Source organism: Jonquetella sp. BV3C21 (assembly GCF_000468895.1).
GTDB lineage: Bacteria > Synergistota > Synergistia > Synergistales > Dethiosulfovibrionaceae > Jonquetella > Jonquetella anthropi.
The window spans coordinates 20845-46847 of sequence record NZ_AWWC01000029.1; the positions used below are offsets into that span (position 1 = coordinate 20845).

At 63.7% G+C, this 26003-nt stretch carries 21 protein-coding genes and 1 riboswitch; of the genes, 16 read left to right on the top strand and 5 right to left on the bottom strand.

Annotation, left to right across the window (positions count from 1 at the left end):
- Nucleotide 1 precedes the first annotated feature (1 nt).
- From HMPREF1249_RS07445 to HMPREF1249_RS07485, 9 genes are all read left to right on the top strand, one after another.
- Nucleotides 2–1201, top strand: a complete 1200-nt coding sequence (locus HMPREF1249_RS07445; protein WP_008522504.1) for a D-serine ammonia-lyase — start codon at nucleotides 2–4, stop codon at nucleotides 1199–1201.
- Between the two features lie 35 nt (nucleotides 1202–1236).
- Nucleotides 1237–1767, top strand: coding sequence for a folate family ECF transporter S component (locus tag HMPREF1249_RS07450; RefSeq protein WP_008520125.1), 531 nt, complete (start codon nucleotides 1237–1239; stop codon nucleotides 1765–1767).
- Nucleotides 1768–2608: 841 nt separating this feature from the next.
- Nucleotides 2609–3286 (top strand): GntR family transcriptional regulator, encoded by a 678-nt coding sequence (locus tag HMPREF1249_RS07455; protein ID WP_021776095.1) that lies wholly within the window; start codon nucleotides 2609–2611, stop codon nucleotides 3284–3286.
- The gene (locus HMPREF1249_RS07460) at nucleotides 3270–4451 is read left to right on the top strand and encodes a M24 family metallopeptidase (RefSeq protein ID WP_008520133.1); all 1182 of its coding nucleotides are present in this window, start codon (nucleotides 3270–3272) and stop codon (nucleotides 4449–4451) included. The genes HMPREF1249_RS07455 and HMPREF1249_RS07460 overlap by 17 nt, the downstream gene beginning before the upstream one ends.
- A 51-nt stretch (nucleotides 4452–4502) precedes the next feature.
- The gene (locus HMPREF1249_RS07465; RefSeq protein ID WP_008520135.1) at nucleotides 4503–5186 is read left to right on the top strand and encodes a DUF2848 family protein; all 684 of its coding nucleotides are present in this window, start codon (nucleotides 4503–4505) and stop codon (nucleotides 5184–5186) included.
- A 47-nt stretch (nucleotides 5187–5233) separates the two neighbouring features.
- Nucleotides 5234–6040, top strand: a complete 807-nt coding sequence (locus HMPREF1249_RS07470; RefSeq protein ID WP_008522505.1) for a carbon-nitrogen family hydrolase — start codon at nucleotides 5234–5236, stop codon at nucleotides 6038–6040.
- A 76-nt stretch (nucleotides 6041–6116) separates the two neighbouring features.
- Nucleotides 6117–7103, top strand: a complete 987-nt coding sequence (locus tag HMPREF1249_RS07475; RefSeq protein ID WP_008520139.1) for a TRAP transporter substrate-binding protein — start codon at nucleotides 6117–6119, stop codon at nucleotides 7101–7103.
- An 83-nt stretch (nucleotides 7104–7186) separates the two neighbouring features.
- Nucleotides 7187–7672: a TRAP transporter small permease gene (locus HMPREF1249_RS07480; protein ID WP_008520140.1), complete on the top strand. Its 486-nt coding sequence runs from the start codon at nucleotides 7187–7189 to the stop codon at nucleotides 7670–7672.
- A gap of 2 nt (nucleotides 7673–7674) precedes the next feature.
- Nucleotides 7675–8946: a TRAP transporter large permease gene (locus tag HMPREF1249_RS07485; RefSeq protein WP_008520141.1), complete on the top strand. Its 1272-nt coding sequence runs from the start codon at nucleotides 7675–7677 to the stop codon at nucleotides 8944–8946.
- Between the two features lie 55 nt (nucleotides 8947–9001).
- Here HMPREF1249_RS07485 and HMPREF1249_RS07490 read toward each other — a convergent pair whose 3' ends face one another.
- Both HMPREF1249_RS07490 and HMPREF1249_RS07495 read right to left on the bottom strand, forming a co-directional pair.
- Nucleotides 9002–11137, bottom strand: coding sequence for a heavy metal translocating P-type ATPase (locus tag HMPREF1249_RS07490; protein ID WP_008520142.1), 2136 nt, complete (start codon nucleotides 11135–11137; stop codon nucleotides 9002–9004).
- The gene (locus tag HMPREF1249_RS07495) at nucleotides 11134–11448 is read right to left on the bottom strand and encodes an ArsR/SmtB family transcription factor (protein ID WP_008520143.1); all 315 of its coding nucleotides are present in this window, start codon (nucleotides 11446–11448) and stop codon (nucleotides 11134–11136) included. The genes HMPREF1249_RS07490 and HMPREF1249_RS07495 overlap by 4 nt, the downstream gene beginning before the upstream one ends.
- A gap of 195 nt (nucleotides 11449–11643) precedes the next feature.
- Here HMPREF1249_RS07495 and HMPREF1249_RS07500 point away from each other — a divergent pair, with 195 nt between their 5' ends.
- From HMPREF1249_RS07500 to HMPREF1249_RS07530, 7 genes are all read left to right on the top strand, one after another.
- The gene (locus tag HMPREF1249_RS07500) at nucleotides 11644–12777 is read left to right on the top strand and encodes an efflux RND transporter periplasmic adaptor subunit (RefSeq protein ID WP_008520144.1); all 1134 of its coding nucleotides are present in this window, start codon (nucleotides 11644–11646) and stop codon (nucleotides 12775–12777) included.
- Between the two features lie 3 nt (nucleotides 12778–12780).
- Entirely contained in the window at nucleotides 12781–15816 is a 3036-nt protein-coding gene (locus HMPREF1249_RS07505) for an efflux RND transporter permease subunit (protein WP_008520145.1), read from the top strand.
- Nucleotides 15809–18034, top strand: coding sequence for a penicillin-binding protein 1C (pbpC, locus tag HMPREF1249_RS07510; RefSeq protein WP_008520146.1), 2226 nt, complete (start codon nucleotides 15809–15811; stop codon nucleotides 18032–18034). The genes HMPREF1249_RS07505 and pbpC overlap by 8 nt, the downstream gene beginning before the upstream one ends.
- Nucleotides 18035–18086: 52 nt before the next feature.
- A complete protein-coding gene (locus HMPREF1249_RS07515; RefSeq protein ID WP_008522511.1) occupies nucleotides 18087–19025 on the top strand; it encodes an AEC family transporter in 939 nt (312 codons plus the stop codon).
- 44 nt (nucleotides 19026–19069) lie between these two features.
- A riboswitch (adenosylcobalamin (AdoCbl) riboswitch) is annotated at nucleotides 19070–19224 on the top strand.
- A gap of 109 nt (nucleotides 19225–19333) precedes the next feature.
- Complete coding sequence (locus HMPREF1249_RS07520) at nucleotides 19334–20302, top strand: ABC transporter substrate-binding protein (protein WP_008522512.1); 969 nt, start codon at nucleotides 19334–19336, stop codon at nucleotides 20300–20302.
- On the top strand, nucleotides 20292–21332 hold the full coding sequence (locus tag HMPREF1249_RS07525) for a FecCD family ABC transporter permease (RefSeq protein ID WP_008520157.1): 1041 nt from the start codon (nucleotides 20292–20294) through the stop codon (nucleotides 21330–21332). The genes HMPREF1249_RS07520 and HMPREF1249_RS07525 overlap by 11 nt, the downstream gene beginning before the upstream one ends.
- Nucleotides 21329–22087, top strand: coding sequence for an ABC transporter ATP-binding protein (locus HMPREF1249_RS07530; RefSeq protein ID WP_021776113.1), 759 nt, complete (start codon nucleotides 21329–21331; stop codon nucleotides 22085–22087). Before HMPREF1249_RS07525 ends, HMPREF1249_RS07530 begins: the two co-directional genes overlap by 4 nt.
- A gap of 56 nt (nucleotides 22088–22143) precedes the next feature.
- Here the strand turns inward: HMPREF1249_RS07530 and HMPREF1249_RS07535 are convergent, their stop codons facing one another.
- From HMPREF1249_RS07535 to hflC, 3 genes are read right to left on the bottom strand one after another with little or no spacing between them, the layout of a single operon-like run.
- Nucleotides 22144–24054, bottom strand: coding sequence for a heavy metal translocating P-type ATPase (locus tag HMPREF1249_RS07535; protein WP_008522513.1), 1911 nt, complete (start codon nucleotides 24052–24054; stop codon nucleotides 22144–22146).
- Between the two features lie 9 nt (nucleotides 24055–24063).
- Nucleotides 24064–25014: a protease modulator HflK gene (gene hflK, locus HMPREF1249_RS07540; protein ID WP_008522514.1), complete on the bottom strand. Its 951-nt coding sequence runs from the start codon at nucleotides 25012–25014 to the stop codon at nucleotides 24064–24066.
- Nucleotides 25011–25997 carry a protease modulator HflC gene (gene hflC / locus HMPREF1249_RS07545; RefSeq protein WP_008522515.1) on the bottom strand — a complete coding sequence of 329 codons (987 nt, stop codon included), beginning with the start codon at nucleotides 25995–25997 and terminating at the stop codon, nucleotides 25011–25013. The genes hflK and hflC overlap by 4 nt, the downstream gene beginning before the upstream one ends.
- Nucleotides 25998–26003 lie beyond the last annotated feature (6 nt).

The following is a 26003-nucleotide window of genomic DNA, read 5'->3' on the forward strand; positions in this document are numbered from 1 at the left end:
GGTGACCGCCGGGTCGGAGCGTTTCAGCGTCCAGCTCGTCAAAGAGGCCCAGCCGGTTCGGTGGCTCGCGCCGCGTCGTCTGCCGATGGAAGCGGCCGTTTCAGCCTGCGGTCAGCCGACGGACGTGCCCCTTCGGGCCGCCGAGGATTTCAGGCGGTGGGCGCCCTTGCTGGCCGCCCTTTTCCCGTCAATGGCCGGCGGCGCGGTCGAGTCGCCGGTCGTCCGCTGTGAGGGCGAAGCCGGACTTTGGCTGAAAATGGACTGTTGTCTGCCGGTCACCGGCTCGGTGAAGACCCGCGGCGGCTTTTACGAGGTCCTGCGGCACGCCGAGCGGGCCGCGCTTGAATCGGGCTTGGTCGCCGGGACGGCTCTTGAGCTGGCCGGCGCCGAGGCGCGGGCGGTTTTCTCGTCGCGGCGTCTCGCTGTGGGCTCGACCGGCAACTTAGGACTGAGCGTCGGCTCGATTGGCGCGGCGTTGGGCTTTCAGACGACCGTCCACATGTCCCGGGACGCCAAGGCGTGGAAAAAAGAACTCCTTCGACGCCGGGGCGCGGAAGTGGTGGAACACGACGGCCCGTACAGCCAAGCGGTCGCCCAAGGAAGGGCAGCCTGTCAGGGCGACCCGATGGCCCACTTTGTGGACGACGAGAACTCGCCGCTTCTTTTTGCCGGCTACAGCGCGGCCGGGCCGGAAACAGCCCGACAGCTGGCCGCTGAAGGAATAGCGTTCAGCGCGGATCGTCCGCTGAACGTCTTTTTGCCCTGCGGCGTGGGCGGCGCTCCTGCCGGCGTCGCGTTCGGGCTGGCCTGTGCCCTTGGTTCGGGCGTCAGGTTCTGGCTCGTCGAGCCGGTTCAGTTCCCCTGCGTTTTGGCGGGGCTTCTGACCGGCGCTCCGTTCCCAGTGACCGACTGGGGGCTGGGCGGCCAGACCGAAGCTGACGGTCTGGCGGTGGGAACGGCCTCCGCTCTGGCGCTTCGCGTGTTGGAGCCGTTAGTCTACGGCGCTTTGACGGTTAGGAACGAGAACATGATCGACTGGTCCCGGCGGCTGAGACGGCGGGGAGTTAAAGCCGAGCCGTCAGCCGCGGCGGCGCTGGCCGGCTGGGAGGCCGCTGGGCGGCCGACGCCGGCCTTGGCGTGGCTGACCGGCGGTTCGCTGGTTCCTTCTGACGTGTTTGACCAAATCTTGGGCGTCAGTTAGAATAAGGGACCGCTATGAAAGGATCGGTGTCATCTATGAACTCTCGTTTGTCTCCCCGCCGTCTGGCGGCGCTGGCTCTTCTCGTGAGCCTGAATATCGTTTTAAGCAGAATACTCAGCCTGCGGATCCCGATGGGCAGCATTGAAGGCGTGCGGATCGGCTTTGGCCCGCTCGCCCCGATTTTTGCCGGCATGGCGTTTGGGTCGGCTTCCGGCTTCGCCGTCGGCGCCATCGGCGACCTGCTGGGCTACATGATCAACCCGATGGGGCCGTACATTCCGGTCTTCACTCTGACCGCCGGCATTCGCGGAATGCTCCCGGCCTTGGTTTGGGACCTGACGGGAAGAAAGCTCTCGTTCGCCGGCACGCTACTGCCGATGGCCGTTTCCGGGCTCGTATCGGCCACGGCCGTGCCCCTGTGCATTTGGGCCTTTTTCCACGTGTCGCCGGCTGTCACCATGCCCCCGGCGTTCATCGCCCAGTGCTTCACCATTCCGCTGTACGCCTTTCTGTTCGTCCGGCTCTACAACTGTTTCCTGCGCCGGTCCCCGAACCTGCTGAAATAGCCTATAAACGCCATATCGGGCCGTCTGTCGCTTTTTAAAGCGACGGACGGCCTTTTTTGATGGAAATCAATCGGCGTCGTGGCTCGTATATGGCGGCCTCGAGTTGTCCCTTTCAGTTTCAGAAAGCCTAAGGGCGTGTCTTTCACAGGGAACACTTGTGCTTGTGGCCCCGCCAAAGACGCAAGACGGGAAGGGCGCGTTGCTCTTGAGTTTTGGGGAAATCTAATGACGGGGCCTTACACAAAGGGCTCGCGCTCGTGCCCGTGCCCCTAGAGACGAAAGCCCCGAGGATTGTCTTGCCCTTTGGGCTTGGGGAAGTCTGATGACGCCGTCTTTCACAGAGGGCCATGCTCGCGCCCGTGTCCCTAGAGACGAAAGCCCCAAGGCTCGCCTTGTCCTTTAAGCCTCAGAAAGTCTGGGGGACTGCCGTGCAGGGCGGCGCTTTGGCCTGCGCGGCTCGGGAACGGAAGTCTTGTGGCTTGTCTTGTCCTTTGAGCTTCGGAAGGTCTGGGGGGTGTCTTTCGTACAGGACACCCGTGCTTGTGCTCCTGCCAGAGGCGCAAGACGGGAAGGGCGCGTTGCTCTTGAGTTTTTGGGGAAATCTAATGACGCGGCCTTTCGCAGAGGCCCGCGCTCGGAGCGTGCCCCTAGAGACGTAAGCCCCGAGGCTTGTCTTGCCCTTTGGGCTTGGGGAAGTTTGAGGCATATTTTGCATGGCGGGCGTCCAAGTCGATCGGCCCACAAAAACTTTGAAAGAAAAAGTTCCAGTTTACTTTGTTAGAGTATTGACGAAACGGCACGGCGTTGTACAATCAAGTGGTATACCAGAGGAGGCGCTGGCATGCCAGATAAACCGGACAAACTCGCGGTGGTCGCGTACGACCGAATTAAACGGGAGATTCTTTCGCTGGAGTACCAGCCGGGGACCGTTCTGCAGGAACGGGCGCTGGCTGGTGAACTGAACATGAGCCGAACGCCTGTGCGGGAGGCCGTTCAGCGGCTAGCTCAGCAGGGGTGGCTGAAAATCAGCGCCCGGAAGTGCCTGAACGTCCGAGAGGTGAACTTTGATGAGATGCGCCAGACGTTTCAGGCTCGGTCGCTGCTGGAACTGGCGGTTCTCGAGATGCTCTTTACCTGCGGCCGTACCGCCGAAGCGGCCGAGCAGATGAAACGGTTGGACGGGAAGATGAGCCAACTGGAGGGACAGCTTTTTCAGTTCATCGTCACAGACCAGATGTTTCACGCCGTGCCGTTCCACGTGGTGGGCAACAAGCCCCTGCTTCGGTTCTGGCAGACGGTCAGCGACGAGATGATCTGGTACGGCATGCTGGCTATGACGCCGTTTCGGTACAGCGACGTGCTGGCCGAGCACGGAAAAGTCGTCGAGGCCCTGCGCTTGGGCAAGGTGCGACTGTCTCGGCAGAGCCTGCAGGAACACCTGAACATCACCGAACAGATGTTGGTTACCAACGACGTCGGCGGGGAGGATCGGGGCGGCTGCCATGAGCTGGAAGTCTGACCTTTTTGAGGCTCGGCGCTCAGACGTCCTAGCCGATCTGGCGGCGGAGGAATTTTCCGGGCTGGCCGTCGGGGCGTGGGGATCGGCTTTAGGTGTCGCCAACGGTTCTCTCGGCTTTTTGCGGTACTTGGTGGACTTTAACCCGCTCAACTCGTTCGCCTTGCTCCTTCTGAAGGCCCGGCGCCGGCCGGTTCTTTTGGTCCAGAACGTGTTCTACGCGGCGCGGGCCTCAGAGACTTTGCCCGGCGTCGAGGTCCTCTTCGTGCCGCCGGATCAGTTCCCCGCGGAAGCGGCTTCCCGAGTCAGAGAGCTTTTCGCCCGTGGCGAGCTGGTCGCCGTGGCGGGGAAAAACTGGATGAGCTGGCCGCTGTGGGCGGCTCTGAGTGGCTGCGGGCCGCGCTGGGGCGACGGCGAAGGGCTTTTGGCCCGCCGGCGGACCGTCAAGGAGCCGTGGGAGCTGGAGCTTCACCGGCGAGGCGGCGAGATCTGCGACCGTATGGTCGCCAGCCTAGGCGGGCTGGTTCGGAGCGGGAAGCCGGCGTATCAGATACAGGCGGCTTTGGAGCACATCGCCAAGGACGAGGGGGCCGAATACGCTCAGACGTGGCTCACCGTCGCGCCCCGGGCTGACCGGTGCCGCTTCACCAGAGACGAGGGGCTGCGGACGCCTCAGACGGGAGATCAGGTGCTCTTGGGCATCTTCCTGATGTACGAAGGGTACTGGGGACACGAGCTCCGCACGGGGGCGGTCGGGACGCCTGACGCCCGGCAGGTCGAGCTGTTCGAGACGGTCAAGGCCATGGAGGACGCCGGGTTCGGGAAGCTGCGGCCCGGGAATGATCTGAAGAACGCCGCTGGGGCGATGACGGACGTGCTGGAGCGGAGGAAGCGGGACGAGTGGGGGAGCCTCTTTCGGTTCCGGGACGGCCACGGCTTGGGACTGGACTACGAGGAGCCGATTCTCACCGGGCCTTTTCCTCACGACTACGCCCCGCCGGCTCAGGAGCCGGAGAGCGTGGAAGTCCGTCCCGGCATGGTCTTTGAGCTGCACCCGAACGTTTTTTCGGCCGCCGTCGGCGGCGCGGTGATCGGGGACATGGTGGAGATAACGCCCCGGGGGCCGGAGTTCATTACCCGTTCGCCCCGGGAGCTGGCGGTGTGGTAAGCCGCGGGGTTTTGGGGGGAACTGGAGCTTCATCGAAAGGAGAGAGGCAACATGAGAATGGAAACGGTTGTGATCGAGAAGTCCGGACTGAGCCGGAAGGCGGCGCTCGTCTGGGAGTCGTGCGTGGCGGCCGGCTATACCGGGCGAAATCAGGAAAGCGTCCGGGCCCACGTGGAGGAGCTGCGCAAGCTGGGCGTCCCTGCTCCGGCCAAGGTGCCGACGATGTACTGGATTGAGCCGGCCCGGGTGACTGACCGAAGCGAGCTTTGGGTCGTGGGGGGCTCGACGTCCGGCGAAGGGGAGGTCTTTCTCGCCCGAACCTGCTGCGGCCGGCTGGTCGTGATGCCGGCCAGCGAGCACACCGACCGGGCGATTGAAAAGGTCTCCGTCTCCAAGGCGAAGCAGGTCTGCACCAAGGTGGTCGCGCCCGTGGCGTGGCTGGTGGACGAAATACGGGATCACTGGGACGAGATCGAGCTCAAGACGTTTGTGGACGGCGAGCTTTACCAGTCCGGCAAGCTCGGCCAGATGCTGGAGCCGGAAAAGCTGATGGAGCTGGCCGGAGCGGATTCGCCGCTGCCGGAAGAGCCTTACGCCCTGTTCAGCGGCACCCTGCCGATTCTTGGCGGAGAGACGGTTTTCGGCCAAAAGTGGGAGCTGAGCTTGACCGATCCGGTCCTAGGCCGGGAAATTAAAATGGCCTACACGGTCAGGCAGCTGCCTGACAGAAACTAGTTCGGGCGGGTGTTTCCTGACAAAAATCCGAAAGGAGGAACGCACTGGTGAAAGTCAGTTCAATTCAGATGAACATGAAACTCGGCGACGTCGACGCCAACTTCGCCCACGCGGCTGAACTCATCTGCCGGGCCGCGGAGGGGAAGCCCGACGTGGTCCTTTTGCCGGAGACGTGGAACACGGGATTTTTCCCGACCGACGGGCTGAAAGAGCTCTGCGACGCCGACGGCGCGCGGGTCAAGGCGGAGATCGGGGCGCTGGCGCGGCGGCTCAAGATCAACATCGTCGCCGGGTCGGTGAGCAACGTGAAGCGGGGTAAGATCTACAACACGTCCTATGTGTTCGACCGTCAGGGGGGCGTCGTTGCCGAGTACGACAAGGTTCACCTGTTCACGCCGATGGCGGAGCATCAGTCCTACGCGTGGGGCGACCACACAAGCGTCTTTCAGCTGGACGACGCTCGGTGCGGAGTCATCATCTGCTACGACATTCGTTTTCCTGAGCTGATTCGGACTATGACGCTGAAGGACATCGACGTGTTGTTCGTCGTCGCCCAGTGGCCTTCAGTTCGGATCCCGCACCTGACCGTCCTGTCCGAGGCTCGGGCGATTGAAAATCAGGTTTTCCTGGCTCTGTGCAACTCCTGCGGGACGGCGGGGAAAACCCAGTACGGCGGAAATTCGTCGCTGATCAACCCGTGGGGCGAGACGCTGGCGCGGGCCGGCAAGAGCGAGGAAATCATCAGCGCCGATTTTGACCTGTCGGTTATCCGGGACATTCGCAGCTCAATTAACGTGTTCAGGGATCGGCGCCCGGGGATCTACAGCTTGGGAGACTTTTGTCCCAGACCGTAGCCTCAAAAAGCGCAGAAGGCGACAGAGCAAGAACGAGATTTGAGACGGTAAATCAAATTTTTTAGGGGGGAAAAAGATGAAACAGGTTCGGTTTGCGGCAGCGGTGGTTGGTGCGATGGTGATGGCGACGGCTTGTTACGGGGCGATCAATATCAAGTTCGCCCACTCGGGCAGCTTGGAACACCAGTACAACATCGGCGCGGAGCACTTCAAACAGTTGGTCGAGGAGAAGTCCGGCGGCGAACTGACGGTGACGATTTTCCCGCAGGGCCAGTTGGGCGGCGAGCGGGAGCTGGCCGAGGGCGTCCGCATGGGGACGGTTGAGATTGGTTCCTTGAGTCCCAGCAACATGACCGGGTTCGTCCCCGAGTTTGACCTGTTCGGCGTGCCGTTCCTCTTCAAGACGCCTGCCCAAGTCTACGCCGTGATGGACGGCAGCGTGGGCGAAAAGCTGAATAAGATCATGCTCGACAAGGGCTTCCACAACTTGGCTTATTGGGAAGTCGGCTTCCGCAACATGACGAACGACCGTCAGCCGGTGAAGACGCCGGAAGACATGAAGGACATGAAGATCCGCGTTCAGGAGTCCAAGCTCAAGATGGAGCTCATCAAGGCTTTGGGAGCCATTCCCACGCCGATTCCCTTCGGCGAGCTGTACAGCGCCCTTCAGCAGAAGGTCGTGGACGGTCAGGAAAACCCCATCGCTACGATTTACTCGATGAAGTTCTACGAAGTTCAAAAGTACCTGTCCCTGACGCGGCACACCTACGAGCCGGCGCTCGTTCTGGCCAATCCCAAGTGGTTTGACAGTTTGGATCCCAAGTACCAGCAGATCCTGACGGACGCGGCGAAGGAGACGGCGGTTTGGCAGCGCGCCAAGCTGGCCGAGCTGGACGCCCAGCGGCTGGCGGAGATCAAGGTCGCCGGCGTTCAGGTGGAAGAGCGCCCGGATTTGGACGCGTTTGCCAAGGCGACGGAGAGCATCGCGAAGCTGGCTCAGGAGACCGTGCCGGCCGATCTGATGGAAGAGGCCAAGGCGATTGCGGCGTCGGTGACCGAATAGGCGCCGACTGCGGGCTGAACCGGCGATAACGAAAGGGGCCGGGCAGAAGCTCGGCCCCTTTGCCGCAGATAGGGGGGAAAGCGATGAAAAAGCTGCAGGCTGTCTTTTCGGCGATTGCCGGATTCTGCCTGGTAATTGTCTTTCTTGTGACGTTCGGTCAGGTGATCGAACGGTACGTCTTCCACGTGTCCATGCCGTGGGCTTCGGACGTGACCCGTTTTGCGTTCGTCTACTCGGTGTTTCTCGGCATGGCCGTCGGCGTGATGAAACGGGGGCACCTGAACATTGACGTGCTCGTTCAGGCCTTCCCCGCCAAGTTTCGGCCGTGGTTTGACCTGCTGGCGACGGCGGTCATGCTGTTCTTCTTGGCGGCTATTTTCTGGTACTCGATTCCGTTCGTGCAGAGCAACATGGACCAGATGGCAAACTACGTCCGCGTGCCGATGGGCGTGATGTACGTGAGCGTGCCAATCACTGTGGCTGTGATGCTAGCCTGTCTGGCGGTTCAGGCGGTCCGTCAGGTTCGCGCCCTGAGCGGGGCCAAGCAGGCTGAGGCGGGGAGGCGGTAGCCGTGCTCTGGATCGTCGGGCTTTTTGCCGTCTTCCTTCTTGGCGTGCCGATCGCGTTTTCTCTCGGGGCCGTGACCCTGACCGGCCTGCTGGGCACGGGGCTTCCCATGCAGGTGACAGTTCAGCAGATGATCGGCGGCGTGGACAACTTCGCGTTCATCGCCATTCCGCTGTTCATTTTGGCGGGCAACCTGATGGCGGTCGGCGGCATTTCAAAGCGCATTACCGACTTTTCTGAGTCGTTGGTCGGCCACTGGCCCGGCGGGCTGGGCATGGTTGCCATTGTGGCGTCGATGATTTTTGCCGCCGTCACAGGCTCTGCCATTGCGGCGACGGCGGCCATCGGGGCGCTTCTGATTTCCGAGATGCTCTCCAAGGGGTACTCAGCGCCGTATGCCGCCTCTCTCGTGGCGACGTCCGGCTCGATCGGGCCGATTATCCCGCCGTCCATTCCGCTGGTCGTTTACGGGGTCATCGTCAGCAGCTCCATCGCTAAACTGTTCATGGGCGGCATGATTCCCGGCCTGCTGATGGGCTTTTTCCTCATGCTGGCCAACTGGCTGATCAGCCGCCGGCGCGGCTACGTCGGGCGCGCCAAGCGGGCGTCATTCAAGGAACTGCGGCAGGGCTTTAAGGACGCGCTGCTCGCTCTGATCATGCCGGTCATCATCGTGGGCGGTATCGTGGGCGGCGTGTTCACTCCCACCGAATCGGCGTCGGTCGCCGTGGCGTACTCGCTCGTGCTGGGCGGGCTGGTGTACCGGGAACTGAGCTGGAAGTCGATCTGGGAGGCGTTCGTCAGCGCCGCGGTCACGAACGGAGTGATCCTGACCGTGCTGATGACGGCCCGGCTGTTTATCTGGTTCATGACCGTGCAGATGATCCCCCAGTCCATCGCCGCCGCGCTGCTGTCGGTTATTCACACCAAGTGGGGCGCGCTTCTCGTGATGAACGTGATCCTGCTGATCGCCGGGACGTTCATCGACACGACCAGCGCGATTACCATTTTCGTCCCGCTGTTCCTGCCGCTGGTGAAGACGTTCGGCATCGACTTGGTGCACTTCGGCGTCATCGTGGCGGTGAACCTGACGATCGGTATGTGCACGCCGCCGTTGGGCGTCTGTCTGTTCGTGTCCTGCGAGATCGCGAAGACGTCGCTGCGCGAGATGTTCAAGGATTTGATGATCATGCTGATACCGCTGTTGGCGGTGCTGCTGCTGACGACCTACGTGCCGTCGCTGGTCCTGTGGCTTCCCAACGCGCTGGGACTGTAACTTTCGAGTACGACAAAGCCCCGTCCGATTTCGGACGGGGCTTTGTTCTTGCCTGTCAGCGGCTTTCAAAGCCGGAGCAGTAGCAGTTTCTGTGTCGGTGAGGACACCAGCGGATGATGGAGAGTGCGACGCCCACGGCGACCATGGTGACTCCCACGTCGGCGAAGACGGCGAGCCACATGTCGGCGAGGCCGAACAGATCGAGAATCATCACACCGGCCTTGACGGCCAGCACGGCGGCGACGATGCACCGGGCAACCCGCACGGTGTGCTGGGCGACCGACACGCCGTCGGCCAGCGACGTGAGCTTGTCGTTCATGACGACGGCGTCGGAAGCTTCTACGGCGGCGTCGCTGCCGAGGCCGCCCATGGCGACGCCCACGTCGGCGGCCGCCAGAACCGGCGCGTCGTTGATGCCGTCGCCGACGAATATCAGCGAACCGCTGCCGGCGTATTGTCTGAAGCCGTCAAGGGACAGGACCTTCTCGTCGGGCAGAAGGCACGCTTTGACCTCGTCAAGTTCCAACCCGCTCGAGGCCGCGTCGGCGGCCGACTTGCTGTCGCCTGTGACCATGGCTTGGAAGCCAGCTCCCAAGTGCCGGAGCGCTTTCAGGCCGGAAGCCGCGTCGGGCTTGACCGAGTCGGCGGCGGACAGACAGCCGATCCACTCGCCGGAGCGGCACAGGTGAATCGAAGCGTCGGCGAACTCATCGGGAATCTTGGCGCCCTGATCGGCCATCAGGGCCGAGTTACCGAGAAAGTACGTTTCCCCGTTCACCGATCCGGTGACGCCTCGGCCGGGAAGTTCCTGCAGGTCTCCCGCCCGGGAGACGGCCAGCCCGCGGCTTGCCGCCAGGCGGACGACGGCCTGCGCCATCGGGTGGTTGGACCCGGACTCCAGCGACGCGGCCAGAGCCAGCAGATCGTTTTCAGCCAGGGACGCGCCGCGGATCGCCGTGACAGCCGGCCTGCCGGTGGTGATCGTGCCGGTCTTGTCGAAGGCGGCGGCCCGGACGCGCGCCAGCGCTTCAAGGTAAGTGCTTCCCTTGACGACAACGCCGTGTCGGGACGCGGCGCCCAGCCCGGCGAAGAACGTCAGCGGGACCGCGATGACGAGGGCGCAGGGACAGGAGATGACGAGGAACACGAGTCCCCGATAGGCCCAGACCGCCCACGGCTGGAGGAACAGAAGGGGCGGCAGGAGAGCGGTCAGCAGGGCGGCGGCGAACACCGCTGGGGTGTAGTATCTGGCAAAGCGGGTGATGAACCGCTCCAGCCGGGCCTTTCGCGAGCCGGCTCCTTCGACCATCGCGAGGACCCGTGCGACCGCCGAGCCGCTGAACGGGGCGGTGACCTTCGCTTCCAGCCGGCCTGTCAGGTTGAGCGTGCCGCCCAACAGGGGGCTTCCGACAGTCACGTCCTCTGGAAGGGACTCGCCGGTGAGGGCCGACGAGTCGATGCTGGACCGGCCGTCGGTCACGACCGCGTCGGCCGGCACCTTTTCGCCGGGCAGAACGGCGACGGTGTCACCGGGGCGCAGCTCCTGCGGCGTGGCCGTGACGGGTTCGCCGTTTCGGAGAAGGTGGGCCGTCTCGGGGCGGATGTCCATCAGAGCGGCGATGTCCCGCCGGGACTTGGCGACGGCCAACGACTGGAGCGCCTCGCCCAACTGGTAGAACACCATGACCGACGCGGCCTCGGCGCCCTGACCGAGACACCACGCGCCGAGCGTCGCCGCGGTCATGAGGACGAACTCGTTGAAAAAGTCTCCCCGCCGAACGGTCCGGCACGCGGCGCGGACCGTCGTCCAGCCCGCGGTAGCCCAGCCGGCAAACAGCAGGAAGGTTCGGAGCGCGCCGGAAGCGCAGAGCCCGGCAAACAGCAGGACGGCTCCGGCCAGCAGGCCCGAGCGGAGCGCGGCGCCCAGAAACGCGTTTTTCGGCATGGTTCCTCGCGCCTGCGGCCCGACGATCGTCAGGGTCGGCTCGATCTGCCGGCCAACCTTTTGACACTGGCGGCGCAGGGCCGCCTCGTCGGCGCCGTCCCGGGCTGACAGCGTCAGCAGGCCTCTTGAGAGGTCAAACGCGGCGGAGCGGACGTCGGGCAGGAACGTCAGCTCGCGGGCAATTTTTCGCGCGCAGTCCGGGCAGGCCAGCCCTTCGACGGGCCAGCGGTAGATGGCCGAGCTCACGGCTCGCTCACGTGTTCCAGCCCGACGTGGAGCAGGGCTTCAACGTGGCTGTCGGCGAGGGAGTAATAGATCGTGCGCCCTTCGCGCCGCGTCCGAACCAGCTTGGCGATCCGAAGCTGCCGGAGCTGATGGGACACCGCCGACTGGCTCATGGAGAGCCGGTGGGCCAGCTCATTGACTGAAAGCTCTCCTTGGCTGAGCAGGTACAGCAGGCGGACCCGAGTCGTGTCGGCAAACATTCGGTACAGGTCGGCCAGGTCGTCCAGCCGCTTTTCGGGGAACAGATCAACAGGGGAAGTCTCAGCTTTCATATAAACACCTCCTATAGTTGTTCATATGAATTATAGTACGACATGTATGGAGAGTCAATGCAGATAGGTAATCCTGCGAGGGGGCCTCGGGCGGAAGACGGGTGGTTTTTTCACCAACTGTGTTAAAATAACGGCACGAAGAGATAATACAGTCGCTGAAGGGTGCGGTGGCTGAATGTTTTTGGGAGGAAGTCCATGAAGAAGACTCCTTTGTTCTGGCTGTTTGGGAGAGCCCTGCTGTTGGGCTGTGTGGTGCTGCTCTTTGTGGGCGGCACAGTGCTGGCGTGGCGGGGGTTTCAGAAGGAACCAGTTCCCGTTGAGCCGGAACGGCCGGTGAAGGTGGAGGCCGTCTCTTTTTTTCAGGACGCCCAGACCTTTAAGTACTACGGGACCCTTGAGGGCTCCCGGCAGGTGAGCCTGTCGTTTCGGGTGTACGGCCCGCTGGTGGAGCTTCCCGTGTCGGAGGGCGATGCAGTCAAGAAGGGGCAGCTACTGGCTCGGCTCGACGAGAGGGATTACCGAACTAAGGTGGAGAACGCGACGGCCGGCCTGTCGGTCGCCTCGGCCCGGCTCGCTCAGGCGAAAAACGACTTTCAGCGGGCTTCGGCGCTGCGCAAGTCCGGCGCCATCGCTCAGGCGGCGTTTGAGCAGGCTCAGACGGCCTATCGGCTCGCCTCGTCTGGGGTAGAGTCGTCCAAAGCCCAGCTGGCGGCCGCCCAAGACGCGCTTCGGGATACCCGGCTCGAGGCGCCGTTCGACGGCGTGATCGCCCGCCGGCTTGTCGACAACTTCCAAGATGTCCAGGCGTCCCAGCCGATCGTCGAGCTTCAGACGGTCGGGGATCTGGATATTAAGATCAACGTGCCCGATCTGGATATGGTTCGGTTCCCCGGCATCGACTTTTTGACCGGCGAGGCGTCGTTTGACGCCGCCCCTGGCAAGTCGTTCCCGCTCAAGTTCAAGGACATGGGGACGAAGGCTGACCCGATGACCCGCACGTACCCCGTGACGGTGTCCCTGACGGAAGCGCCTCAGGGCGTCTTCCTCCTGCCCGGCATGCCCGTGACTGTCACCGTGTCGACCAAGCCCAAGGCGGGCGACGAGAAGGTCTTTTCCGTGTCGTCGAACTCTCTGGCGTCGCCGGACGGCCGGACGGTCGTGTGGGTCATCAAAGACGGACAGGCCCAGAAGCGGGAAGTGAAGGTGACTCGGTACGTGAACGGCCGGGCTCTGGTGACCGGGGACTTGGCCGTCGGCGAGCGGATCGCCGTGGCGGGAGTCTCGTTCCTGCACGAGGGGCAGAAAGTTCGAACGCTGGAGGGCGAGTAGAAAATGGAACTGGGACGGGGCTCTATCGTCCGGCGCGTATCGGTACTTTTCTTCTGCTTCCTCATCGCGGTGGCTGGGGCGGTCTCGTACTTCGAGCTGGGCAAGCTGGAAGACCCGACCTTTACGATTAAAACGGCCATCGTGGCGGCGGTGTACCCCGGCGCGAGCGCCGACGAGGTTCGCCGCGAGGTGGCCGATCCGCTCGAAGAGGCCATTCAGGCCATGGGGCAGCTGAAAGAGATAAAAACCCGCTGCACGCCCGGCATGGCGATCATCTACGCGGAGATGAAGGCGAAGTACAAGACGAGCGCTCTGCCGGAAATATGGGATATCTTGCGGCAAAAGGTGAATGACGCCAAGATCAAGCTCCCGCCGGGCGTGACGGTTGTCGTTAATAACGACTTCGGCGACGTGTACGGCCAGTATTACGCCCTGACCGGCGAGGGATACTCGCTGAAGGAGCTGAAGGACTTCGCCGACGTGATCAAGCGCGAGTTGGTCTTGGTCCCCGGCGTGGCGAGCGTCAAAATCATCGGCGACCGGCCTGACGTGGTGCGCATAGAGTTCACGCCGGAACGGCTGGCGGCCATGCACCTGCCGCCGTTGGCGCTGTACTCGGTGCTGAATCAGCAGAACGCGGTGACCGACGCCGGTCAGGTGAAGCTGAGCGACCGGCTGATTCGGCTTGACCCGACAAGCGGCATTTCAAGCCTCAGTGATCTGGAAAATCTCGTTGTGGGCGGAAGCGGTGGCTCACTGGTGCGCCTGTCCGACCTCGGTCAGGTCACCCGCGGCCCGGCCGAGCCGCCTCAGCTTTTGATGGAATATGACAACCGGCCGGCGCTCGGCATCGGCATTTCGACCGTCGAGGGCGGCAACGTGGTCGCGATGGGCGAGGCCGTCAAGGCGCGGCTGGAAAAGCTGAAGCCCTTCATGCCCATCGGAATGGAGCTTCAGCCGGTGTACCTGCAGTCCGACGGCGTGACTCAGTCGGTCAACGAGTTCGTCATGAACGTCATCGAGTCGGTAGCCATCGTGGTCGGCATTCTGCTGATCTTCATGGGACTCAGGACGGGGTTGCTCATCGGCCTTGTCCTTCTGCTGGTCATCGCGGCGACTCTGGCGACAATGAAGGTCCTAGGGATTTTCCTTCAGATCGTGTCCCTCGGCACCCTGATCGTCGCCTTGGGCATGCTGGTTGACAACGCGATCGTCATCTCCGAAGAGATGCTCGTCGGGGTCGGGCGGGGCGAAGAGCTGACGGCCGTGGCCGAAAAAGCTGTGACGGTCAATTTCTGGCCGCTTCTGGGCGGGACCCTGATCGCCATTCTCGGGTTCATGCCCGTCGGCCTGTCGAACGAGGCGGCCGGCGAATTTTGCCGGAGCCTGTTCCAGGTCATCTCCATTTCCCTGCTGTGGAGCTGGGTTTTGGCCCTGACTGCCACGCCGGCGCTGGGCTCGTTCCTGCTTCACGGCACCAAGGTAGTCGATGACCCGTATGACAGTTTCCTGTTTCGGTGGTACCGCCGTTTCCTAGAGTGGTGCATTCGTTGGCGGTTCCTCGTCATCCTGATGACGATCGGATGTTTTGCCGTCTCCGTGGCGGGGTTCAAGTCGGTGAAGAAGTCGTTCTTCCCCAACTCGAACAGCCCGTATTTCATCATCGACCTGTGGTCGCCTCAGGGGACGGATATTAACAGTCACCTTGAGAAGGCACGGGCGATAGCCCTCGGGCTGAGCGCGAGAAAAGACGTTAAGCACGTGACGGTCGTGGCCGGCGGCGGCGGGCTTCGGTTCCTTCTGACGATTGCGCCGCCGGACCCGAACAGTTCGTTCGCTCAGATGATCGTCGAGACGGACGGGGAGGACGGCCCGCTGGCCGCCCTTCAGGACGCCGAGCGGATGATGTCCCAGATGCCCGGAGTGGAAGGCGTCTGCAAGCTGTTCAGCAAGGGGAGCGGTCTGACTGCTAAGGTCGAGGCCCGGTTCAGCGGCCCCGATCCGAACGTCCTGCGCGAGCTGGCCGACAAGGCGGCGGTGATCTTCCGCTCCACGCCGGGAAGCCGGTTTACCCGCACGGACTGGCGCGACCGGGTGAAGGTGCTCAAGCCCCAGATCTCGGTGGACCGAATGCGCCACTTGGGACTGACCCGGCCGATGATCGCCCAGACGATTCACATGGTCTCGGGCGGGACGACGGTAGGCCTTTACCGGGACGGCAAGGACCTGCTGCCGATTTTGGCGACCGTGCCGAAGAAAATTCGTTTTGACTACGGCGCGCTTCGGTCCCTGCCGATCTGGGCTCCTGCCGCGTTGGGGACTGTGCCCCTTTCGTCGGTGGTGACGTCCTTTGAAAGCGACTGGGAGGACCAGATCCTTTGGACCTACAACCGGCAGCTGGCGATTCTCGTCCAGAGCGAGGTAGCGCTGAACCAAAACGCCAACGACTTTTTGGACGCCGTGCGGCCGAAAGTCGAGGCCATTCCGCTGCCTGTGGGGTACAAGCTGGAATGGGCCGGCGAGTACAAGACCAGCGGCGAAGCCGTTCGAGGGATTATTCAGCTCCTGCCGTACGGCGTGATCGGCATGTTCTTCCTGATGGTCCTGCTGTTTAACGGGTTCATTGAGCCGACGATCATCTTCCTGTGCCTGCCGCTGACGGTGATCGGCGTGACTTGGGGGCTGCTCCTGAGCAACCAGCCGTTCTCGTTCTTGGCGTTTTTGGGATTCCTGAGCCTGATGGGAATGCTCTCGAAGAACTCGATCGTGCTGTTGGATCAAGTGGCGTCGGAGTTCGCCGCCGGCAAGGATCGGTACGAGGTGATCGTGAACGCCGGGGTGAGCCGACTGCGTCCTGTGAGCATGTCGGCCGTGACGACCGTTCTGGGAATGATCCCGTTGGCTGGCGACAAGCTGTTCGCGCCGCTGGCTGTGACGATTATGGCCGGTCTCACCGTGGCGACGGTCTTGACCCTGATTATCGTGCCGGTGCTCTGTTCGATCTTCTACCGAGTCCCACCGCGCCGCTGCCATGAGTAAGGCGCGGAAGCGGCTGTTCATTCTTGGCGTTCTTGCCGCGTCGGCGCTTCTCTCCTTTTGGGGGTGGCGCCGCCTCGGTTCGCTTGAGCTGGTGGAAGCCCGGTTAGCCTCGTGGCCGGCGTCTCAGGTCGTTCGGTCCCGTGACGGGACTATCATCGGCATGTCTCTGTCCGCCGACGGCGAGTTCTGCGTGCCGGTTCCCCTGTCTTCCATGGGGAAGCTGATGCCCCGGCTGACCGTGCTGGTGGAGGACAAACGGTTCTGGCGTCACGGCGGGGTGGATTGGCAGGGGCTGGCTTCGGCCGCCGTTGACTGGGCGTTCCGGGGCCGCCGCCGGGGCGGGTCGACGATCACGACGCAGGTCATCCGCATGGCGTACCCCGCGCCGCGGACCTTGGGGACGAAGATTCGGGAGTTCGCCCAGGCGGACACATTGGAGCGCCGGCTGAAGAAAGAACAGATCCTTGAGCTGTACTTGAACCGGGCGCCTTTTGGCTCCAATATCCGTGGCGTCGAGGCGGCCGCCCAGATGTGGTTCGGCCGAACATGCCAGCACTTGACGGCCGCTCAGGCGGCCCTGCTGGTCGGCATGGTCAAGGCGCCGACCGCGTACCGTCCGGACTTGAACCCGCAGGCGGCCAAACGCAGGCGGGATCTTATTCTGTCGATGGCCAAGGATGCCGGGATTATCGACAGCTTTCAGTACCAGTGCGCGCTGGACGAGGCTCTGCCCAGCAGACTGCTTCAGCCGCCGTCTCAGGAGCTTCTGTTCTGTCAGGCTGTCACCGACCGGCTGATTGGGCAGGACGTGACGACGACGCTTGATCGGTCGTGTCAGAAGATAGTCCGCTCGGCGCTTGAAACCGCGTTGGCCCACCAGCCGCCGGAAGTGACGGCAGCGGCCGTCCTGCTGGAAAACGAGACCGGCGCGGTCCGGGCTCTGGTGCCGAACGCCCGATGGGGCAGCGGGAACTCGGGCCAGTGGGTTGACTGTTCCTCCGCCCTTCGTTCGCCCGGGTCGTCCCTCAAGCCGTTCGTCTACGCGATGGCCTTCGAGCGGGGCGTCCTGACGCCCGGCCTGCTGATGGCCGACACGCCGCTCGGCATGGGCGGACGGACGCCGCGGAACTTCGACAAACTGTACCGCGGCCCGGTGAGCGCGAAACGGGCGCTGAACGACTCGCTGAACGTCCCGGCCGTCCGGGCCCTGCGGGCCGTGTCGGCTGACGAGCTTCTGCGGCGGATGAGACGGGCCGGACTGGAAAACATCAAAAAGGAAGCCGACTGGTACGGGGATTCGCTCGTGCTGGGCGGCTGTGAGGTGAGCCCCCTTCAGCTGGCGGAGGCCTGCACGGTCTTCGCTCGGTTGGGGGAGCGAATTTCGCCTGTATTTGAGGCCGGTCGGACTGGCGCCGTCGAGCAGGTGTTCACGCCTCAAGCCGCTTGGCTGGTCACCGACTGCCTGTCCGATCCGTCCCGGCTGCCGATCACCCTGCGGTCGGTGGACGCCCTTCGGGGCAAGTTCGCTTTTAAGACCGGGACGAGCTACGGCCTTCGGGACGCGTGGACGGCCGTTTGGAACGGTCGGTGGACGTTGGTCGTGTGGCTGGGAGATCCGACCGGGCGCCCTCACAGCACGCTTGTCGGGCTGTCAGCGGCGGTTCCCGCGGCCAGCCAGATTTTCCGTCATCTGCCTGAAGGGTGGCCTGTGCCTCGTCCCGAGGGGCTCGAGCGGCGGAGCGTCTGTTCCCTGTCGGGGCTACCCCCTTCGCCGGCCTGCGCGACTCGGACGTCCGACTGGTACATTCCGGCTGTCTCCCCTTCGGGGGTTTGCCAAATGCACCGATACCACGGCGGGCGGGTGGTGACCGTCTGGCCGAAGGAGCTTTCCCGCTACATGTCCGGCCGCGACAGGCCCGGTCAGATGATCGTGGCCTCTCCGTTGGACGGGGCGGACTACCTGTACTACGAGCAGGGCAGCAAGCTGGCTCTGCGGTGCGAGGGAGCGGGCCAAGTTCACTGGTTTGTCGACGGACAGTTCGTCGGCACGTCGCCTTCCGGAACTGACTCGGTGATGTGGCCGATGAAGCCGGGCAAGCACGAGGCGACGGTCATGGACGGTACGGGCAGGAAGCGATCGGTTTCTTTTACCGTTTCGTCGATCTTTTCCGAGCCGGGAGAGCTTCAGGAGCTCGTGCCGGAACCTTCCAAGCCGTAGAGAAACGGCGCTGTGCTTTATCTGCTGTAGTTCATCTGGAGAGGAGAATTGGATGTCTGTCGTTTCACCTGTTATTGCGCTGCTGTCCTTGATGTTTTTGGGGTGGTGGCTCCATGGACGCGGGATTGTGACCGAAGCGGCTGAGGTCGGAATGACCCAGCTGCTTTTTTATGCTTTCATGCCGGCGGCCCTGTTCGTCGCGGGGCTCAAGTTCCGGCCCGGACAGGTCCAGGGGCTGAGGTACACGCTGATCATTTATGGCGGGTTCCTGTTCGCGATGGCGGCGGCGGGACTGCTGGCGTGGCTTCGGGGATTTGACCGGCGGCGGGTCGGCGCGGTCTTTCTGGCCGACGTGCGGAGCAACATCATCTACGTGGCCATGCCGTTGGTCGCCCTGTGGCTGGGCGAGGACGGCGAGTCGGCCATGGCGGCTTTCGTCGCGCTGTCGACGCCGTTCTACAACATCGGCCCGCTGATGGCGGCGGAGGTCGCCCTGTCCGGCCGGTTTGACTGGCAGGGCTTGGCCGACGGGGCCAAGCGGACCGCCGTCAACCCGGTGTTCATCGCGCCGCTTTTGGCGATGGGGTTCGTCTTCACCGGCACGGCCTCGGTCATCCCTGAATGGCTGCTGACGGCCTTGGGAATTATGGGGCAGGGCTCGACGGCTCTGGCCCTCGTCGTCATCGGCGCGTCGCTGGACCTTCATGGTCTCCCCCGGGCGCTGAAAGGCTGCTGGCCTGACTTGGCGGTCAAGCTGGTTCTGCTGCCGCTTTTCGTCTTCGCCTGTTATCTCGTTTGGCCTCTGTCGGATAAGACGGCTATGGTGGCGACGGTCATCACCTGCGCGGCCAGCCCAGCGTTCAACTGTTACATCATCGGCCGGTCGATCGGCCTCGACGCGGAGTACCTGTCGGGCCTGCTGGCATGTGGGACCGTCATCGGCGCCGGAACGGCTGCCGTTTGGATGGCTCTCGCGTCGGCTTTTTTGTAAAGAGAATTCTTGACTGGCTGAGCGGTCTGTTTTATGATGAGCAAAACGTCAAATGAACGCGTTTCGGCCCAGGGAAGCCGGTGAAAATCCGGCGCGGTGCCGCCACTGTGAGCTCGGGCCCCTCGGGGCCCGGCGAGTCAGACTGCTGGCCGGACGCGAGTCTTCGATGGCCCGCGGCCTACGGGTAACTTCGATGTTTCGCCGAGGGCGCTTACCCCAACGGCGGCAACAGCGACGGGCAAAGGCCCGTCGCTTTTTTAGCCAGTTTTAAAGACAGCAGGAACAGATCACAAAGGAGGAATGGGAGAATGTTTGGATCCAAAAAGGTTTTGCTTTCCCTGGGAGCTGCAGCTGCGGCTCTCGCGATGGCGGCGTCAGGGGCCGGCGCTCAGGACGTGCCGACCGTCTCCGGCGAGGTGGACGGGGTCAAGTACACCTGCAAATTCGAGCAGGCGCCCAAGCGGGCGGTCAGCCTGTCCCACTTCACCACTGAGATGATGCTGGCTCTGGGGCTCGAGCCGTCGATGGTCGGCACCGCGTTCCTCGAGGAGCCGATTTATCCGCCCGTTGCCGAGGCGTACAAGAAGGTCCCCGTGCTGTCCGACACTTGGCCGTCGATGGAAGTCTTCATGGCCACTTCGCCGGACTTCGCCACCGGCTGGGCTACCGCCTTCTCCAAGAAGGGGCTGGAAGCTCAGGCGCTGCTCGATCGGAACGTGAAGATTTTCATTCCCCGTTCGACCGTGGACTTTGACGCCAACCTGGACACGCTGTTTGACGATTTCATGACCTTCGGGCGCATCTTCCGGGTTGAAGACCGGGCGAAGGCGTACGTGGAAAAGCAGAAGGAGCAGCTGGCGGCGATTCAGAAGCGCATTGCCGGCAAGCCCGCGAAGAAGATTTTCATCTACGATTCGGGCAGCGACGACGCGTTCACCGTGTATGAGGGTTTCACCACCAACCTGTTCCGCCTGATCGGCGCCGAGAACATTTTGGCCGGCAAGGGCGTGAAGAAGACGTGGGGCAAGTGCAGCTGGGAAGAAGTCGTGGCCGGAAACCCGGACGTGATCGTGGTCATCGGCTACAGCAAGAGCGTTCGCTTCCAGGAGACCGACGCGCCCACGAAGATCGAGTGGCTTAAGAACTTCGCGCCCCTCAAGGACGTGACGGCCATCAAGAACAACGCGTTCGCACAGGTGAGCTTGGCTGATATCTGCCCGGGCATCCGGAACATCGACGCTCTGGAGCGGCTGAGCAAGGCTGTGTATGGCGACTAGAACTGACAGGAGGGCAAAAGCGGGCACGCTTTTGCCCTTTCTTTTGGTCTTCTTGGTCGTCTCGGTGCTGCTGTCGCTCGGCATCGGCGCGGTTCACGTCCCGCTGTCCCAGACGGCGGCCGTCCTCGTCTCGCACCTGTGGGGCGGCCCGGGCGGAGGGCCAGCGGCCGAGGCGATCGTCTGGGGGCTGCGCCTTCCCCGGGTGCTTCTTGCCGCCTCTGGAGGGGCGGTCTTGGCTCTGGCCGGCGTCTTGATGCAGACTTTGACTCGCAACCCGGTAGCCGAACCGTACGTGCTGGGCCTTTCCAGCGGGGCGTCGGCCGGCGCGGTGTGGATCATCATCTTCGGCGGGCTGCCGTGGGCCGGCGGGTGGGCCGTCCAGCTGGGCGCCTTCGCCGGCGCCGTGCTCTCGCTGGCCGTCGTGCTGTCGCTGGCGGGAAAAAGGCCGTCAGCCCTGCGGCTGGTGCTTTTAGGGCTGGGCGTCGGGGCGTTTTTCTCAGCCTTAACGGCGTTCACGCTCTGCGAGGCCCACAACGACTCGGAGCTGCGCAGCGCGATGTTCTGGATGCTGGGCAGCTTTTCGACCGCCCGGCTGGCCGATCTGCCGCCGGTGCTGTTGGCGCTGGCCGCTGGCGTGGTCGGGACCTTGGCCGCTCACAAAGAGTTGGACGGTCTGTTGCTGGGCGACGGACCTGCCGCGTCGCTGGGCATTCCCGTTCGGCCGGTTCGGATCGGCGCGGCCCTGACGTCCGCTCTGGTGGTGGCGCTGTTGGTGTCTAAAACCGGCGTGGTTGGGTTTGTCGGGCTACTCGCGCCGCACTTGGCCCGCCGTCTCGTCGGGCCGGGGCACAAGGGGCTGACGGCCGTGGCCCTGCCCTTGGGCGCGATTATCCTCGTCTGGGGGGACACGCTCGCCCGCACGGTGTACGCGCCTCAGGAACTGCCGGTCGGGGTCCTCACGTCTCTGGTCGGCGCGCCGTTGTTCGTGTGGCTCGTCCAGAAAGACTATTCGTTCGGAGGCCAGTCGTGATAGAGATTAAAGATCTGAGCTGCCAGCTTGGGGACCGGTACGTGCTGGATCACGTGTCCTGCTCGTTCGGCGACGGGCTGGTCACGGCGGTCATCGGCCCGAACGGTAGCGGAAAGACGACGCTCCTGCGCCACCTGACCCGAACCTATCCGTCCCAAGGCCGGATAAAAATCGACGGCGTGCCGCTGGAGACCCTGTCGTCCCGGCAGCTGGCCAGAAACTTGGCCGTGCTGGAACAGGACGCCATGCTGCTGGGAGCTGACTTTACCGCTTCCGATTTGGTGGTGATGGGCCGTTACGCCCAGCGCGGATTCGGCCGGGCGTACGAGGCGGACGACTTTGGATTCGCCGAGGCCGCGTTGGCTCGGGTGGGCCTCGAGGGGTTCGGATCCCGTCGGGTGTCCGATATGTCCGGCGGGGAGCGGCAGCGGGTCATGCTGGCCCGGGTGCTGTGTCAGGACGCCGCGGCGCTCGTCCTCGACGAGCCGATGAACCACCTTGACCCGGCTCACGCTTTGGCCGTTGCGGCGCTGCTCCGGCAGGAGAAGAAGACGACCGCGGTGGTCATTCACGACCTGAACTTGGCGTCTCTCGTCGCCGACCGGATTTTGGCACTGGAAGACGGACGAGTGCCCGGGTACGGGACGCCGGCCGAGTTGCTGACGGCCCCGTTCGTCAAGAAACTGTTCGGCGTGGACGCGGCTGTGACGCTCTTCGACGGCCGGCCGCACTTGGCCTTTCGACTTCCCGGATAACGTGGCGAATAAAAATGCCGCCGCCCTCAAAAGGGCGGCGGCGTTTTTATTTGCCGTCAGCGCGAAAGGGAACCTTCCGGCGTCAGGGACAGGAGCCGGGAGCTGTTGAGCAGGACGGCGAACGCGCCCACGTTGTGGAGCACCGCGCCGGTCAGAGGGACGACGATTCCCGCGGCCGAGAGGGCGATCATGACGAAGCTGATCGAGAACGTGAGAGCCACGTTCTGGACGATGATCCGTCTGGTGGAGCGGGCCAAGTCGAGGGCGAACGGGATGTGGTTCAGGTCGTTGTTCATCAGAGCCACGTCCGCGCTGTCCACGGCGGCGTCGCTGCCCATGGCGCCGAGCGCCAGTCCGACGTCGGCTTCGGCCAACGCCGGCACGTCGTTGACCCCGTCGCCGGCAACCAGTACTACGCCGGACCCTCGAAGCTCTCGGACGGCTTCCAGCTTGTCTTCCGGCAGGAGCCGGGAGCGGATATCGTCCATGCCGCAGGCTTTCCCCACGGCCTGAGCCGATGAGTCGTTGTCGCCGGTCAGCATGACGATCCTCTTCACGCCCAGCTGGCGCAGACGTCCCATGGCCTCCGGGGCGCTGTTCCTCACTTGGTCGCCGAAGAGCAGACAGCCCAGCAGGCGGCCGTTTTTCGCAGTCCACGACACCGGGCCGATGTTTGAGACGTCCGGCACGTCAAAGCCCTCTTCGGTCAGCCAGCCGGCGCTGCCGAAAAGGATGACGTCGCCGCCGCGCCGGGCTTCCATGCCTCGGCCGGAGTGTTCCCGCACTTCCCAGTCCGTCCACGAGCCGGCGGTTCCGGCAGCGGCGGCAACGGCCCGGGAGATGGGATGAAGCGAGTCTTTGGCGGCAACGGCTGCCGCTTCGAGCAGTTCACTTTTCGTGACGCCGGGCTGTGGCTGAAGGTCGGTGCACTGAAGCTCGCCCAGCGTGAGGGTTCCCGTCTTGTCCAAAACGACCGTGTCGACCCGGGTCAGGTCCTCGATGAACTTGGAGTTTTTAATGAGCAGCCCGTGCCGCGACGCGGTTCCCAGCGCGGCGATCATCGGGGCGGAGCTGACCAGCAGCTGGCCGCACGGGCAGCTGACGACGAGAATGGCGATGGCCCGTGAGATGTCGTGGGTGAAAAGCCCCACGGCTCCGGCTGCGGCCAAAGAGAACGGGATGTAGTAGTGGAGAAACGTGTCGATGACGCGGGCTTCGGGAATCGTGATTCGCTCGGCCCGGTGCATTAGCTCCAGAATCTTGGCGAACGACGTGTTGTCCGCCGGCTTGTCGACCCGGACTGTCAGGGGGCCGTCCAAGTTGACTGTCCCAGCGTACACCGGGTCTCCCGCTTTGACGGACTGGGGCAGCGACTCGCCGGTCAGCGATTTTTGGTCCACGTTGCTCTTGCCGGACAGGACGGTCCCGTCGATGGGGAAGGTCATTCCCGGCTTGACGGCGACAATCTGTCCCGGCACAAGGCTTGCGGCGTCTACCGACCGTTCCGCGCCGTCTTCGACGAGCAGCGCCGTCTTAGCCTGCATGCGGCGAAGTCCCTCGATGGCCTCGCGCCCGCCCAGAATGCTGCGCTCTTCGAAGAAGTGGGCGCACGACAGGATGACGGGAATCAGCACGGCGGTCACGTGGGATCCGCTGACGAAGCTCGCCAAAATGGCGATGGTGACGAGAATTTCAGTGCTGTTCGTCGTGTTGGGGCTTAAAAAACCCTGCGCGGCGGCGACGAACGCCGGGGACGCGCCGATCAGGCAGCCGGCCAAGAAGATAAAGCCGGTGACGGCGGTTTGGGAGGGGAAGAGGCTCCGGTAAATTAGGCCGGCGAAAAGGCAGGCCAGAGCGGCCAGCGCCAGAAAAATGCGGTTTTCGATGCGCTCCCGCTCGCTGGCTGTGAGCGAGCTGCCGCCGGCGGCCCGCAGCGAGTCGTCGGCCATGGAATGAATGCGCTTCATGAGTTCCTCCTAAGGCAGCAGAAGCCGCGGCGAGCCGTCAGGCGGCAGGCCCCACGTGGTCTTCATGCGCTGCAGAAGCTCGGACACCCGGTCGGCCCACAGCCGTTCGGACGTGACCAGCGGGCTCGTCTGAAACTGGGGCAGCACGCCCCAGAACTCGGCCAGGTCGGTTTTGGCCGCGGCCGAGGCGTGAGACGCCAGCGCCTTGGCGTCCTGCACCGTCTGAGCCGCGTCGGCCACGGCGGCCGGGACGATCTGCTCCCGGTACTGAACCGCCTCTTTCACCGCCGTCTCCCGGTTGACCGTCGCATCGATGACCGCGTCAAATGCCGCTTTCGTCTCCCGCGGCGGCTCGATGGCGCGGAACTCGAGCGCGATCAGCCCGACGCCGGTGTCGAGCTTGTCCAGCTGTTTCTGAGCGGCGGACAGAATTTTTTCGGCCAGCTCCTTTTTGCCGGTGGTCAGCAGCTGATCCACCGGCGAGCCGGCGGCGGCCTGCCCGATGGCTGACGTGACGGTGCCTCTAACGATATCGGCGGGGTTTTGGACCGCTAAGGCCCAGGCGACCGGGTCTTCGATGCGGTACTTGGCGGTGGCGCGGAGCGTGACGGCGCTGCCGTCTCCCGTGAGGGCGTATCCGGAGGCGCGAATCAGTCCCAGAGTGGACAGCCCCGGCGCGAACGCGTCGATTGTCACCTCGTGGACGCGGCCGACCGGCACGACGACCACGCGGTCAATCACCGACGGGAACGCGACGAGCAGTCCAGGGCCGTGAACCTGCTCCTGCCGGCTTGAGCCCACCAGCCGGCCGAACCGCAGGATCACCGCCGCTTCGTCGTTTTTAATCATCCGAAGTCCGGAAAAGGCCAGACCGACGAGGATGATGATGACGCCCCAGCGGAAGCACCCCGCCAGAGTGACCAAGGCGTTGGCCAAGGCGGAGGAGTCTTGGCGGTTCACTGATTGCTCTCCGCGGCCGGCTCGTTCGGCGTTGAGACGGCCTTTTCTTTTGCTGGCGTCTGGGGAAGGGGCTTGCGGCCGATCAGCGGGTTGGCGCTCAGCACGTCAAACGGGCTCTGGGAAGTTCGGAGCACGAGGACCGTCGACTCGTTCACCGCAGCTTCAAGAACGCGGAGCTTGGTGAGGAACTTGAAGAGCTCCGGATCCTTCGAGTGGGCGGCCGCGTAGATGGCCGAGACGTCCTTCTCAGACTGGGCGGTGATGGCCGCGGCTTCTTCCTGCGCGTTGGCTCGGATCGTGGCGGCCTGCACGTCCGCGTCGCCGCGGATCGCCGACGCGTCGCGCTCGCCTTCGGCCGCCAGACGGACGACCTGCTTTTGCCGGTCGGCGGACATCTGGTTCAGCACGCTGGCCATGTTGGACGAGGGGAAACCGACGCGGCGCAGCTTGACCGCCGTCACTCGGACGCCGTACTGGCGCTGGGCCGAGTCGGCCACCTGATCGAACAGGTCCCCTTCGATCTTCTCGATTTTCAGGTCGCCCTCGTCCAGCGAGACGAGCGCGGTCAGGTCGTAGTTGCCCATCACGCCGTTGGTGGCGTTCGTCGTCAGGTCGTCAAGGTATTTGGACGCCTGTTCGTCGTTGCCGACTGCCGTGGCGAACTTGAGCGGATCGGATATCTGCCAGGTCGTCCAGGTCTGGAGCACGACGTTTTTCTTGTCCCGGGTGAGGGTTTCCAAAAAGCCCGACTCCTGGTACCGAAGGCGCCCGTCGTAGTGCCGAACTTCCTCAAACGGCCACGGGAGCCGGAAGTGGAGGCCCGACTGGGTCACCACAGACCGGGGCGCGCCAAACCGCAGCACCAGAGCCAGCTGACGCTCCTGAACCTGAAAGGTAAAGCCGAAAAAGGCGATCAGGCCCAGCGCCACGGCGGCCAGTACCCACTTGAGGCAGACCTGAGCGAGAGTTCTTTCTTTAGCCATTCGTCA

Coding starts and splice junctions, on each gene's coding strand:
- hflC (WP_008522515.1), bottom strand. CDS start 25,997: ATGGCTAAAGAAAGAACTCTCGCTCAGGTCTGCCTCAAGTGGGTACTG.
- HMPREF1249_RS07535 (WP_008522513.1), bottom strand. CDS start 24,054: ATGAAGCGCATTCATTCCATGGCCGACGACTCGCTGCGGGCCGCCGGC.
- HMPREF1249_RS07515 (WP_008522511.1), top strand. CDS start 18,087: ATGTCTGTCGTTTCACCTGTTATTGCGCTGCTGTCCTTGATGTTTTTG.
- HMPREF1249_RS07450 (WP_008520125.1), top strand. CDS start 1,237: ATGAACTCTCGTTTGTCTCCCCGCCGTCTGGCGGCGCTGGCTCTTCTC.
- HMPREF1249_RS07495 (WP_008520143.1), bottom strand. CDS start 11,448: ATGAAAGCTGAGACTTCCCCTGTTGATCTGTTCCCCGAAAAGCGGCTG.
- HMPREF1249_RS07525 (WP_008520157.1), top strand. CDS start 20,292: ATGGCGACTAGAACTGACAGGAGGGCAAAAGCGGGCACGCTTTTGCCC.
- HMPREF1249_RS07520 (WP_008522512.1), top strand. CDS start 19,334: ATGTTTGGATCCAAAAAGGTTTTGCTTTCCCTGGGAGCTGCAGCTGCG.
- HMPREF1249_RS07465 (WP_008520135.1), top strand. CDS start 4,503: ATGAGAATGGAAACGGTTGTGATCGAGAAGTCCGGACTGAGCCGGAAG.
- HMPREF1249_RS07505 (WP_008520145.1), top strand. CDS start 12,781: ATGGAACTGGGACGGGGCTCTATCGTCCGGCGCGTATCGGTACTTTTC.
- HMPREF1249_RS07475 (WP_008520139.1), top strand. CDS start 6,117: ATGAAACAGGTTCGGTTTGCGGCAGCGGTGGTTGGTGCGATGGTGATG.
- pbpC (WP_008520146.1), top strand. CDS start 15,809: ATGAGTAAGGCGCGGAAGCGGCTGTTCATTCTTGGCGTTCTTGCCGCG.
- HMPREF1249_RS07460 (WP_008520133.1), top strand. CDS start 3,270: ATGAGCTGGAAGTCTGACCTTTTTGAGGCTCGGCGCTCAGACGTCCTA.
- HMPREF1249_RS07455 (WP_021776095.1), top strand. CDS start 2,609: ATGCCAGATAAACCGGACAAACTCGCGGTGGTCGCGTACGACCGAATT.
- HMPREF1249_RS07500 (WP_008520144.1), top strand. CDS start 11,644: ATGAAGAAGACTCCTTTGTTCTGGCTGTTTGGGAGAGCCCTGCTGTTG.
- HMPREF1249_RS07480 (WP_008520140.1), top strand. CDS start 7,187: ATGAAAAAGCTGCAGGCTGTCTTTTCGGCGATTGCCGGATTCTGCCTG.